Below are 13,983 nucleotides of genomic sequence, written 5' to 3'. Positions count from 1 at the left end.
AAGCTCAAATGCTGGTAATAAGGATACTGCAAAGACAGATGAAAAATTCACAATAAAAACAGTAGTTAAAGATAAGACAGCAACAATCTATATTACTGTCAATGAAAAGGCATTTGAATCAGAATTAAAAACAGCAACAGTGGCAAATCCAATGAATCTAAAAATTGAATTACCATTGGAGACGATACTCAAACAGTTAAGAGAGCAGTTAAATAACAAAGTAAATGTTATCGTTACATTGCCAAATTCCTTTGTGAACAATAAAAAAATTAAGTGTAACGATCTTGTATTGGAGAAATCCGTACTTGCACAAGCACAAACGTACAAGAAATCAATTACGGTTTCTATTAAGAATGCAGAAGATAAGCTAGTTTATCAATGGAGTATTGCGAGCAAAGACTTGGCAAAAGCAACGAAAAACAGTGCAATCTATCTTAACGTAGCGGTTAATACAGTAAAAGATAATGCGGATATTAAGAAATTAATTGCAAAAGATACAAAGAATACAGACGGCATTGTAATTACGTATACACAGAAAAACAAGCTGACTGTTCAGGCATCTACGAAAATATACGTAGGAGAACAAGCAGGTATAAAGGCTGGTAAGAAAGTGTATGTATATCGCTATAATGAGTTAACAAACAAACTAGAGACGCTAAAAGGCGGATATGGTTATGTTGTGGACAAAGATGGTTATATCACACTAAATATGATTAGTGGTGGTCGTTATGTTATACTTGCAAAAGAGGCTAGTTCGAAAGTGATAACATCACTTTTAAATCAAATTACAGTTACGAAGAGTGTCTCTTTGAACGTTGGAAAGACAAGCACAATAAAAGTTATATTACCAAACTGCTTAGAGAAAGTCTCTACATTAAAAACAGCGACACAATTTCCTTGTATTGGTGCTGTAACAGTGACATATACATCAAGCAATAAGAATGTCGCTACGGTTGGTAAAACAACAGGTAAGATAACAGCAAAGAAAAAAGGAAAAACTACAATAACAGCAACCGTGACATTATATTCTGGTAAAGTGAAAACATTTAAGACGAGTGTAGTTGTAAAATAATTGTTAATGTTCAATCCATAGCCTTACACCATGTTGCAAGGCTATGGGCTTATAAAGAAGAAAAATCAAGAATCTTAAAAAAGTGTAGTTTCCTATATAAAAAGCTAATGTTAAGTAAGTTAAATTCTTGGTAAAGTATAAGTGTAGTTAAGGTAACTGTTTAGAAAACAATATCACAGATGGAAGGGTAAAGTCCTAAACAGTTACATAAAAAAATAATGTGTGGAGGAATTATTATGAGAAAAAAATGGTTAGCAGTATTACTTTCAATGACTATGGTTACTACAGCGTTAGTAGGTTGTGGAAAGAAAGCAGAGAATAATACGACAACAACAAAGAACAACACAAAAGTGGAAGACAGTGCAACAAAGGAAGATGACAAAAAGGAAACAGACAACACACAAAGCGATAGTGCAGAATCAATTGTTACAGAGCCAACAACTTTGACATACATATTTGCAGACGGTGATGAAGGCGCGAAAGAATCAATGAATGAAATCGTGGATCGCTTTAATAAAAAGTATCCAGACATTACTGTTCGTATTGAGCCAGGTAACGGTGGTGCTTATACAGAATTCTTAAAGACAAAAGATAGTGTTGGTGAATTCCCAGACATCATGGAGATGAGAGATACCGCAGCTTATGTAAGAGCAGGAAAGTTAGCACCATTATCGGATGAAATCGTATCTTTATTCAAAACAACAACAGCATTTGATGGTTCTGTATATACTGCACCATTAGCTGGTGAAAACACACAAGGTGTTATCTATAACAAAACATACTTTGATGCAAATGGTTTAACAGAACCAACAACATATGCTGAATTTATTCAACTTTGCCAAACAATCCAAGATAAAGGCGAAATGAGCCCACTTGTAGTTGGTGGTCAAGATATCTGGCACATGGGATTCTGGTTTAACAAAGCATACAATGACCTTGTAATCTCACAAGATGCTGATTTCGTTGCAAAATGTTATGCAGGAGAAAAAGACTGGACAGATGCAACAATAAAAGCAACATTTGAAGAATTACAAGAAATCTTACAATACTCACAAGGTGGTTGGGCTTCTACTCCAGATGCACAAATCACAACATTCCTTGTAAACAATTTATCAGCTATGATGTTCTCTGGAACACATATGTTCTCTCAAATTGAAGCAGCAGATGCGAACTTTGAATATGGCTGGTTTGCAATTCCTAGTCCAGATGGAAAAACTCGTCTTGTAGGCGGTGGTGGTGTTGGTGGTTTAGCTATTTCAGCAGATGCGGCAAAAGACCCTAACAAAAAAGCGGCAGCAGAAGCATTTATTAAGTTCTTCTTTGAACCAGATAACTACCAAGTTTACTGTGAAAAATTAAGTGCAATTCCTGTAACAGTGAATGAACCAACAATGAATGTAAACGCAGTATTCCAAGAAGTAATTGATGCAACTAGTACAGCAGATGAAATCTGCAGTATGTGGAATGGACAAGTTGGTGATAAAGAATTACCACCTGACTTTAGAAACTTTACTTACAAGACATTAATCGAAGTATTACAAGGACAAAGAGATATCGATTCTGCTTGTGATGAATTGAATAAAACTTGGAATACATGTATGAAATCATTTAATCCATTAGATGGTACAGGTATTCAATAGTTAGTATGTAAAACTGCAATAAAAGTTGGAGGGCTATTATATAAAGCAAAGATACCATATGGTAGCCCTCTTTTACGATAAGTAGTTAAACAATATTAACATGAACTCGTATAAATAAAAATGAGGAGATAAGATATGAAAGCGAAAAAGAGAGCCAAATTCCAAAAGTATACATGTGGTTTCATAGCACCAGCGTTTATCTTATACACACTTTTTATCATAATACCAACAATAGCAAGTGTTTACTATAGTTTTACCTCATGGGATGGAATCAGCCCTGTTGTAAAATTCATTGGACTAGATAATTATAAAGAAATATTTACAAGTGCACGATTTGGAAATGCTCTAAAGAATACCGTTATTCTTACAATATTTATTTCTTTATTAGAAAATGCATTTGCTTTAGGTTTGGCATTACTTGTAGATAAGATAAGAATCGGAAAAAACTTTTTCAGAAGTGCATTCTATATTCCCGTTCTTATAAGTGGTATTGTATCAGGTTTCATATGGAAGATTATGTACAACTATAACTTTGGTGCAATTAATACAATTTTAGATAATATTGGTATGGGTGGTTTAAAGCAAGATTGGTTAGGTAACAGCAAGTTTACACTTGTTATGGTTGGTATCGTTATGGTTTGGAAGGGTGCAGGATATTATATGATTATCTACTTAGCATCTCTACAAAGTGTATCAACAGATGTAATTGAAGCTTCACAAATTGATGGAGCAAACGCAATTCAAAGATTTAGAACTATTATTATTCCGTTAATATCAGGTGCATTTACAATTAACTTAACACTTTCTTTAATCAATGGTTTGAAAGTATTTGATCAGATTAATGTTATGACAGATGGTGGACCAGGTTTTACAACAGAAACACTGGTATACTTACTATATAAGGTCGGTTTCAATGAAGGTAGACAAGGCTTTGGTACAGCAGTCGGTATGGCGTTATTGTTTATCATAGTTATATTGAACACATTGCAACAGAAATTCTTAAAGAGCAAGGAGGTACAGTTATAATGAATGAAGAAAAAAGAAAACTCAGCGTCGGTTCTATTGTTTTATTTATCGTAGCAGCTGTATTAGCAATTATATTTCTTTATCCTGTCCTGTTTGCATTGATATCTGGATTTAAAGACAATGGTGAGATCCTAAAGAATCCAGTAGCATTACCAACGAAATTAAATTTTCAGAATTTTATTGATTTGTTTCAGAAATCAGATTTCTTTTCCGCAATTAAGAATTCATTATTTTTAACAATTGTATCTGAACTTTTGATTATCTGTATTGTTCCTATGGCAGCATACGGAATCGAACGATCAAACAGTAAAATTTCAAAATTCATATATACATATTTCCTTGCTGGTATGATGATTCCATTTCATCTATATATGTTCTCTTTGTTTAAGGAAATGAAGATGTTCGGATTGTTTAGTACTATGGCTGGTCCAATCGTATCTTATGTTGCAGGTTCTATTGCATTTGGTTGTCTCCTATATTCAAGTTTCTTAAAGGGAATACCATTAGAGATAGAAGAAGCGGCAATGATTGATGGCTGTACACCATTCCAGATTTTCTGGAAAGTAACATTCCCATTATTAACACCTTGTACAGGTTCTATGGTTATCCTAAACGGATTAGGTATTTGGAATGATTACTTAATGCCATATCTAGTATTACCAAGTGGAAAAGCAAAGACAATTACCGTTGAAATTGCTAGTTTCGTAGGCCAGTATTCCGCAAGATGGGATATCGTTTTCGCTGGAACGATTATATCGATTGTACCTGCATTAATTATATTCTGTATGTTCCAGAAGTATTTCGTAAAAGGAATTACAGCAGGAGCAGCAAAAGGTTAAATTGCATAGTTGTAAAAAGAAGGGATGGAGAGCATACCTTCTTTTTCGCATATTTAAAATCATGTACGTTTTTGGTTGTTATTTACGCATAATTTATTATGTGGTAAAGTTGTTATAGTATTACGTATAGAAAGAAGGGAAATCGTATGGCAAGATGGAGAATTCAATTGTGGAATCGGAAGAGTTTGTTTTATAAATTTGCATTCGTTATATTGGTTGTGGGGTTATTACCCGTTCTGGTGCTTACAGGTTTTATCTTCCAAATCCTATTAACAAGATATGAGGATACATTAAAGAATAATTATGAACAGGTTGCCACACATATTTCAACAAATCTTGAGAATACGATTGATTCCTATAATACGATATCGAAGATGATTTATAACTATAGTAGTGCCACTGATAACTTACAATATCTAAACTATCTGAATGCGGATAAGTTTCGACAAGTAATTGAGCAGGAGGACGCGAAAACAAAAATCAATTCTTTTTTGCGAAATGTTCAGAGTGCGGATTCCTATATCTATGCGACACATTTTCTTGGCGTCAATAGTGAGGGGAAAAAGATTGATTACCATTATAGTATGACAAGTAATTATTTTAAAAGCATAGATATCTATGAAAATGATGTGAACTATAGCAACTGGGATAAGGAATCAAAAAATCTGCAAGTTGTGAAAACACATAAGAATAGATATTTTAATGGTATGGAAAAGGAGATTATCACATTCGGAAGAAATTATTTTGATATCCGAGGTGATATTGGGGATAGCAAATATGTAGGAACCATATTTATTGATGTTGATATTGAACGCCTTGTCATGCTGCTGTCGGATGTTAAGGTATCAAGTGAGGTCACATACTATATCGTGAATGAGAGGGAGGACTGCTTTTTTAGTAATAATAATGAGGCAATCCGAGAAAATCTCAAGGACTATCCTATGAGTTTGGAGAATTCGAGTGAACAGCTTGTCATTAATTCGAATGTGAATAAGTATGGTCTCAAGGTAATAGTTATAATCAATAAAAATACAGCATTTATGCAGATTCGATTACTGCAAAAGATGTTAATCAGCGCAGTTTTATTCTCTACGGCAATTCTTTTACTTGGTTCTATCTGGTTTTCGAAACGATTAACAAGACCAATCAATAATATGGTGGATTCCATGCAGTTAATTGAGAATGGAAACTTTGATTTGCAGTTACCAGTTACTTCAGACGATGAAATTGGGATTCTCTCGGCAAGATTTAATCAGATGCTTACAACGCTGAACCAATATATCAATCAATGTTATGTAGCAAAGATAAAGCAAAACGAGGCGGAATTAACAGCTTTGAAGTCGCAGATATATCCACATTTTCTATGTAACACGCTGGAAGTAATTCGAATGACGGCAGTGGAGAACGAGGATGAGAAAGTTTCGAAGATGATACAAGCACTTTCCTTACAGATGCGGTATATCATCGGAAATGCAAGTGATACCGTACCATTATCAGAAGAGATTACCATGATAGAAAACTATGTGTATCTATTAAATTGCAGAATTGAACATAGCTTTCTGTTTCATGTGAATGCACCGAACAGCAAGGAAATTATGGTACCCAAACTGATCTTACAACCGATTATTGAAAATGCATATGTTCACGGTTTAAAGCCAAAAGGAAAGGGTGGCAATATTACAGTTGATGTGGAAAAACAAGACGATAAGATAATCATTTCTATCATGGACAATGGGGTTGGCATGAATGAAATGCAAGTAGAAAAGATACGAAAAATGCTTATGGGTAATGACATGGGAATTCGAAACGAATATAACTGGCAAAGCATTGGCGTTAAGAACGTACATGACCGAATTCGTTATCTGTATGGGGCAGACTTTGGTGTTGAAATAACGAGTTCACAAGCAGTCGGTACGATGGTGCAGTTGTTTATTCCGGATAGGAAAGAGTGTGAGTAGTTGTGCTGGTGGCATAGAAGGGAAGGGAAAAACTATGATTAAAATGATTATTGCAGACGATGAAAGCATTATATTACGTGGTATTCGTAAATTAGTGGACTGGAATGGTTTGGGAATCGAAATTGTTGGGGAATACGAGAATGGAAAAGCGGCTTTAACGGGGATTTTAACGGAAAAGCCTGACCTTGCTTTGTTGGATATTAATATGCCAGAGATGAGTGGAATTGATATTCTAAAATACATTAAGAATAGAGATGAAATTCAAACAAAAGTAATCTTTATCAGTGGTTTTCAAGAGTTTGAGTATGCAAAGGCAGCGATTAAGTATGGGGCAGCAGAATATCTTCTAAAACCAATTGTAGTAGAAGAATTATTGAATGCTGTGGAAAAGATTATTCATACAATAGAACGAGAGAAAAACATACAAATCAGTGAAACAAAAGAAAATCAGGATATGTCAGAGAACTACCGAAAGTTAGCTGGTGTGGAACAGGAAAAGTATATCACGGTCTATACGGAAATTATATTTGGCAGTGAGGAATTACCACAAGTAAGGAAGTTAGTAACATTTTCGTTTATTAGTTTTATAGAGAAATATCTTGAAGAAAATAATGTGGGAATTGTATTTAAGAAGGTTGGAGATATCGTAATCATCTTAAAAGAAGAGAATATAAGCAAAGCGAAAGAACTGCTATATGAGATTTCCTTAAAAGCAGAAGAAGTAATCGGACATTCGGTTGCATTTATTATTGGGAATGTAATTGATTGTATGAGTAAGATACCTGAGAGCTATTCGGCTTGTTTGGATATGAAAGGCTATCTGTATTTTCAAAGTGAACTAAAAAATTCGATTTTGGTATGTGGAGAGCCTGTTTTTCATAAGAAATATGCGATGGAGGAACTAGAGAAAGAGATGAGTAAGATTGTGGAAGCAGCATTAGCAATGGATCAAGACAGCTTTGCCGAGTCCTTTCGAAAGTTTGCTACGATTGTCTGCAACCTGTCCGATGGTAGGAAGGAAGATGCCTGCTATTACTTTTGCAATATGATTCGTTTTGTTCAAGAGAAACTGCAAGGTATGAGTCTCTACAAAGTCGATGCGGATATGAAGAATCTGCTTGAGATAGGAAGGCAGACAAGTAGTTTCACAGAAATGAAAGAGAAATACAATACTGTAGTAAAAGAGTATATGAATAGTATCGGTGACTCTGTAAAAAGTCAAGATAAGAAGGAGATTATCTTTGCAAAACAATATATAGAACAACATTATATGGATAATCTGACACTGGAAGTTATGGCGAAAGAACTGCATATGAATCCGTATTATTTTAGCAGTTATTTTAAAAAGAACGCGGGGGAGAATTTTAAAGATTATTTGAATCAAGTTCGTGTCAATCATGCGTTATCATTACTGATTACAACGGATATGAAAATCTATGGTATTGCGGCAGAGGTTGGTTTTCGCGATGCAAGGTCGCTAACGGAAGCATTTCAGAAGGTTTACAAGGAGACGCCTGCGAGTTACAAGAAGAGGGTTTGTAATGGGGAGAGTGTGGAGTAACCGTATAAAAACCTCATTAAAATATGCAGTTTTGTCTTAAAAAATCGCATGTGAAAGAACATTTCGTTACGGTATAATAAATTGAAAGTGTGTAGGATGATGGTGCCAATTTGACTCCCCCGCCTAAATTGCTATTATCATCTTAGCACATTGGTATTGAGTGCAACTTGAATTAAATTGTGGTTTCTAACCGAAACAGCAAGCATTGAAACTATTCAGAATGTAGTAATGTAAGACGTTTTATGAATGGAATAGTTTGCAATGAAAGAATCATGAATTGCATAACATAAGAACGACGATATCAGGGTGAACTTCATTTGAAATGGTATCGTCGTTTTTACATTATCGAAAGGAAAATGAGGTGTCACTATGATTGATAAAAAGACAAAAGAGCCATATATCAATGTGTGGTTCGGGAATTTCTATAAGCCAGCATTTGATGATAAAGAGTTTGTAAAAGAGAGTATAGGATTATTAAAAGATATCGGATTTAATAGTGTGTTATTAGATTCAAAGGCGTGGGAAGATTTTAGAGATCGTTTTGAAGGAAAAGAAGCTAGTCAATATGTGGCTATGCAAGAGTATATGCAGCAAGAGTTAGAAGAACAGGATATGAGTCATGTGTTTTTGGCACTTTACTTAAATGGAGACAACTTATATCCGAATATCCGATTTAGCCCTCCTATCTATGGAGAATCCGTTGTTAATCCAGATGGCAGTGATGGAAAATGGTATCGCTATTGGTCAGATAAAGCAAAAGAATCCATGAAGCAACATGTGGAAGGATTGTTTCAAAATTATGAGAATAATTATACGAAGATAGATATTAATGAGGAAGAGCGATTACCAATCTGTAGTATGTGGGATCCGATTGTAGCTCCTAGCTTCGATGAAGAGGGTAGAGAGCGTTATATTCATTGGTTAGAGAAAGAATATGAAGATAATATTGATTCTTTCAATAAAGCCTATCAGACTTCTTTTGTTAGTTTTGAAGAATTAAAGCCAACTGATTATTGGTTTTCTTGTGTATATGAAAGCGATTCTTGTTACACGCTTTCTGATATACAAGAAAATACTCCAAAGTATCAGATGTGGATAGATAATATGAAATGGAAGAGAGATGAGAATGTTCTTTATTTCAAAGACATGCAATCACGACTAAAAGAAGTGAGAGAAAATCTTTATCTATGCCCTGACTTAGCGCAGTGGAGCTATTTCTTGAATATAGATGGTTCTAAGCTATCCAATGTTGGGTTTAGTGAGCTTTGGGATACGGCAATGCGAGGAATTGACTTATATGAGATTGCTCCTTATGTGGATGCCTGTCATTTTATTACCGTTCCAGTAACACCTCTTGGTGATCCAAGTGCTTATGTTGTTTCTGCGCAACATAGTATGATGCGTTGCATGAATGAGGGAAGAGAATTCTTAGGTGGCATCTACTGGGGAAGATTCCTTTACCAACATATCTATGAATTCCTATCACCATGTGAAATTATAGGAAGTATGGTTGGTGCAGGAATGAGTGGATATTCCTCTTATGGAATGTGTGGATTAGATGATGGTGGCGTATTACATAGAATGGAAGATAGTTTCCTACAATCCTTAAAGACAGCAAACGAATGGGCAAAGAAAGTGATTCCAATGCTTGGTGAAAAGGAAAAACCAGAGATTGCGATTGTATTTCCTAATGCGATGTCTATCTATGAGCCAATGTCTGTAGATGGAAATATCGACCGAAGATACGACTTGCTTGGATTTTATCAAGCATGCTTAGACGGTGGATATGAAGTTGATATTATTGATATCCATGCCGTTGCAAAAGGAAAGTTAAACGATTATAAAGTAGCAATCCTTCCAGCAAACCGTTCCTATGGAAAAGACCGCAACGAAGCAGCAGAGCAAGAACTTAAAAGATGGGTTATGGAAGGCGGCAAGCTGATTCATGGTCCAGAAGATGAACTTGTATATCAAAGTTTATCTATAAAAGGAAGCAGGCACGAAAAAGATGAAATTATCTATCACGAAGGTGGACTTATCCAAGGGGATTGTTTCGAATCCTTCGAAGGAAAAGATACATTAGCGGTATACCAGCATTCGAATAAGGGAGCTGTTGTTTCATCGGAATTAGGACAAGGGCAGGTGTATACTTTTGGATTTTTCTTTGGTACTTGTTATATTGCAAAGATTGCACCACACGTACCACTTTCACAAAAGAACAATGAACTATATCCAATTCCATATATGAAGAAGAATATGTTACTTGATATATTAGGAAAACAAGCAGCACCTGTTTGTAAGATATGTGGTAAGAATATCGAGGTACAGAAGTTTACGAATGGATTGGTGATAACAAATCATACATCTGTACCGATGGCGATTGGAGAGATTGTGGGTGAGAGATATTATCAGTATGAAGTGGGAGAAGATTGTTTGATGGCGAGGAGTAGTGTGTTTGTGAAGATAAGGTAGTTGAAAGAAAAAATTATTTTTATATTGTTAATCTGAAAATTTTGTGAGTGATGATTGTGAAATGAAAGGGGGGACATTGAAAATTAAAATTTCAAATGTCCATCAAAGAAGTTTCACAAGATTATTTGTAAAATGCATCAGGTTTAATAAACGATAGCCAACTACCATACATATTCGAATTGTTGATAAAGCAGTTTGAAAGTGTATGGCAGTTGGCTATTTTATATTATATTTAGGTGTGCTTTTTTGTCAATGCATGGTAAAATAAAATCATTGGTTTACACGCCCTAGGGTATATATAACGATTAGAGAAGCGTTTTAGTTATTAAAGAAAGTTTAAGGAGACAGATAAGATGGGGACTATTTTAACTGAAGATTTGATTTATGAAATACTTTCTGTAGTGGAAGAAATCCCGAAAGGAAACGTTGCATCTTATGGTCAGATAGCCAGACTCATAGGTAGGGACAAAAATTCCCGATTGGTGGGAAAGGTTCTGAGTTGTGCAGATTATTACGGAGATTATCCATGTCATAGAGTGGTTAATCATGCAGGTAGGTTAGCTCCACACTTTTATGAGCAGCGACACTTGTTGATTGAGGAAGGTGTAGTGTTTAAAGACGAGAATCATGTGGATATGAAGAAATGTGGGTGGGAGTGTTAGGGGGAAGGTAATTGTAAAGTTTTCTGTTAATTATGAAGCAATGGTTTGAATGACATTTTATTTGTGAAAAACATATTATTTTTGAGTTGAAATGTTAAATTTACTTTTATGCTTAACTAGTATAGAATAATAAGCATAAAAGTTAAAAAACTGGGGGTTTTTTTTGTAATTGATGGATTCAATTATGCAAATAGTAAAGAGAACCATGGCATGATTAGAATTTTTGAGTTCGCAAGCACGTTTTAAGAGATGAATTTAAAAAAAAAAGTAAGTTTAAGAAATAGAATGTTGGTAAATAAGAAGATGGAGGGAAATTATTAATGGCAATCAATTATATTAAAATAAAAAATTTCACCGTATTTAAGGATACAGAGATAAACTTTAGTAAAGATATCAATGTGATAATTGGGGAGAATGGAACAGGCAAAACTCACTTGCTTAAGCTTCTATATGGGGGTTATGATTTGAAATACAAAAGAATTACTCACATAAGATAATTGCGTCTTTTGATGTATTATCCATTGCTGAATGGAATGAACAATTTTCAATGTTTCCATTGAGAAGAGTGTAGAGCTTTGTTGGTGGGAGATGATTCTAACGTTATGAAAATATTTACAACTATTGCGAAAAATGTTTTGTACTATAATAATGGAATTCATATTAAATCATATGGAAATAGAAAAGGTGAGGAGGCAAAACGCTTATGGCTAAATTTGCAATTGAGTGTTCGGCTTGTGGAAGATATGCTGAAGCAAAAACAGGTTTTTTTGCAAGAAAAAAAATTGATTGTGCTTGTGGAAATGTGATTAATGTAAATATTGATAAATTTTCATCAAGAGAATGTCCACATTGTGGCAATCAGATTGTTTTTAATCAGGAAAAGGGAGCAGATGCAACATGTCCGATTTGTCATGAAAAAATTAATACACTTGCTGAACAGCAACAAACGAAAGAATTTTTCTGTGCACAGTGTAATGTTAGATTAATGACGGCAAGAAGTGCAACAACATATGTTTGCCCAGTATGTGATTATGTCAATGATGTTCAGGAGAGATTAGAAGCAGAACGTATTAAAAAAGATGGAATTGCAAGTATTATTAAATATGAGGGGAATAATGAAACTCTTGTATGGAAGCATCCGATAGAGGATTTTAACTTTGGATCCCAACTAATAGTACATGAGAGTCAAGAGGCAATCTTTTTTAAGGACGGACAGGCACTTGATTTGTTTAAGGCTGGAAGATATACATTAGAGACACAGCAATTACCATTGATTGAAAATATTTATAACTTACCTACTAATACAGAAGGGACTTTTCATTCAGAAATATATTATATAAACATGACTACACAGATGGGAATTAAATGGGGGACGGATTCTAAAGTACGGTTATTTGATCCCACATCGGGTATTCATGTTGAATTAGGTGCTAGTGGTGAATTCAATGTCAGAGTGAGTAATTCACGTAAACTTTTATTGAAGGTTGTTGGTACAGCAGGAAGTCTTGGACAGAGTCAATTAATAGACGATGGTAATTTAAAGGGATATTTTAGAACCATGGTTATAACGCAGGTAAAAAGTTATCTTGCTCAGACGATTAAGGATAATCAAATTAATATTCTTGAGATTGATTCTGATTTGATGAGGTTGTCTACTGCATTGAGAGACAAAATTAACACATATCTTGATGACTACGGTTTGATAATGCCGGAATTTTTTGTTGGAAGAATCATGACACCTGATGATGATCCAAATTTCCGTAAAATGAAAGAGCAATATGCGGAACAATATCTGTTAGTTCGCCAAGAACAAATTAGAAAAAGTGAAGCAGAAGCAGCAGCCCAAAGAAAAGAAGTGGAGGCAACGACAGCAGCTCGTATGAAAATTATTGGAGCGCAAGGAGATGTAGAAGTATTGAAATTAAAGGCTCTGGCAGAAGCGGAAGCATATAAGGTGCAAGCAGAAGTGGAAGCAATGGAAATGAAGATGAAGGGTTATACATATCAGCAGGAAACATCACGACAGGTTGGTCTTGAAGCAATGAAAAATGGACTTACTGGTGGAACTGGAAGTGCGGGGACATCAGTGATAGGAGATTTAGCTGGGCTTGGCATTGGTCTTGGAACAATGGGAAGTATGGTCAATATGACCAAGGATGCTATATCTCCGATGCTGGAGAACTCTGTACAAATGGGACAGGCAGTTTCAAATACAATGCAAGGTGCTTGGGATTGTTTATGTGGTCAGAAAGGCATTGTTGGAAAGTTTTGTATGAATTGTGGAACCCCAAAACCACACTCAATTAGAACTGATATTTGGGATTGCTCCTGTGGGCAAAAAGATAATACGGGAAATTTCTGTGCGAATTGTGGAACAAGAAAGCCAGAGGAAGCTATGGATACATGGGATTGTAGTTGTGGAAAAACAGGCATGGAAGGAAAATACTGTAATAATTGTGGGAAGAGGCGAGATGAGTAGCTTATGAGTAAAAATGAAAAAAGAGTGTATATGACATTAGTAGTTTTATTGATAGTTTTTAGTGTAATTGCTTTTGCAGTACCTTTTGCAAAAACATCTGTATTTTGGCTAGCTTATATATTTTCAGTATTAGCCATTACTTTTCAGATATATGTGTTAAAACTCTCTTTTTCTGGGAAAAGAGAGACTAAAAGTAAATTCTATGGTTTTCCTATTGCCAGAGTTGGAGTTATTTATCTTATTACTCAGTTGCTTTTTAGTTTTATTGAAATGG

Annotated in this window: 11 protein-coding genes; all 11 read left to right on the top strand. The window is 34.9% G+C overall.

What is annotated here, in order from left to right:
* On the top strand, positions 1–1,072 hold a 1,072-nt coding region (locus tag RMR19_RS14300), incomplete at its 5' end, for an Ig-like domain-containing protein (RefSeq protein ID WP_310604173.1).
* A gap of 236 nt (positions 1,073–1,308) precedes the next feature.
* Complete coding sequence (locus RMR19_RS14295) at positions 1,309–2,712, top strand: ABC transporter substrate-binding protein (protein ID WP_310604172.1); 1,404 nt, start codon at positions 1,309–1,311, stop codon at positions 2,710–2,712.
* A gap of 135 nt (positions 2,713–2,847) precedes the next feature.
* A complete protein-coding gene (locus tag RMR19_RS14290; protein WP_310604171.1) occupies positions 2,848–3,738 on the top strand; it encodes a carbohydrate ABC transporter permease in 891 nt (296 codons plus the stop codon).
* Positions 3,738–4,577: a carbohydrate ABC transporter permease gene (locus tag RMR19_RS14285; RefSeq protein WP_310604170.1), complete on the top strand. Its 840-nt coding sequence runs from the start codon at positions 3,738–3,740 to the stop codon at positions 4,575–4,577. Before RMR19_RS14290 ends, RMR19_RS14285 begins: the two co-directional genes overlap by 1 nt.
* 146 nt (positions 4,578–4,723) lie before the next feature.
* The gene (locus RMR19_RS14280; RefSeq protein WP_310604169.1) at positions 4,724–6,535 is read left to right on the top strand and encodes a sensor histidine kinase; all 1,812 of its coding nucleotides are present in this window, start codon (positions 4,724–4,726) and stop codon (positions 6,533–6,535) included.
* A gap of 34 nt (positions 6,536–6,569) precedes the next feature.
* Positions 6,570–8,096: a response regulator transcription factor gene (locus RMR19_RS14275; RefSeq protein ID WP_310604168.1), complete on the top strand. Its 1,527-nt coding sequence runs from the start codon at positions 6,570–6,572 to the stop codon at positions 8,094–8,096.
* A gap of 369 nt (positions 8,097–8,465) precedes the next feature.
* On the top strand, positions 8,466–10,568 hold the full coding sequence (locus tag RMR19_RS14270) for a hypothetical protein (protein ID WP_310604167.1): 2,103 nt from the start codon (positions 8,466–8,468) through the stop codon (positions 10,566–10,568).
* A 353-nt stretch (positions 10,569–10,921) separates the two neighbouring features.
* A complete protein-coding gene (locus RMR19_RS14265; protein WP_310604166.1) occupies positions 10,922–11,230 on the top strand; it encodes an MGMT family protein in 309 nt (102 codons plus the stop codon).
* Between the two features lie 320 nt (positions 11,231–11,550).
* The gene (locus RMR19_RS22075; RefSeq protein ID WP_310604165.1) at positions 11,551–11,727 is read left to right on the top strand and encodes an AAA family ATPase; all 177 of its coding nucleotides are present in this window, start codon (positions 11,551–11,553) and stop codon (positions 11,725–11,727) included.
* A gap of 206 nt (positions 11,728–11,933) precedes the next feature.
* Entirely contained in the window at positions 11,934–13,709 is a 1,776-nt protein-coding gene (locus tag RMR19_RS14255) for an SPFH domain-containing protein (RefSeq protein WP_310604164.1), read from the top strand.
* Positions 13,710–13,712: 3 nt separating this feature from the next.
* Positions 13,713–13,983 (top strand): hypothetical protein (locus RMR19_RS14250; protein WP_310604163.1); only part of this gene is annotated, 271 nt, incomplete at its 3' end.

Source organism: Anaerosporobacter sp., assembly GCF_031551385.1.
Taxonomy (GTDB): domain Bacteria; phylum Bacillota; class Clostridia; order Lachnospirales; family Lachnospiraceae; genus Anaerosporobacter.
This window is presented reverse-complemented; position numbering and strand designations above follow the sequence as displayed.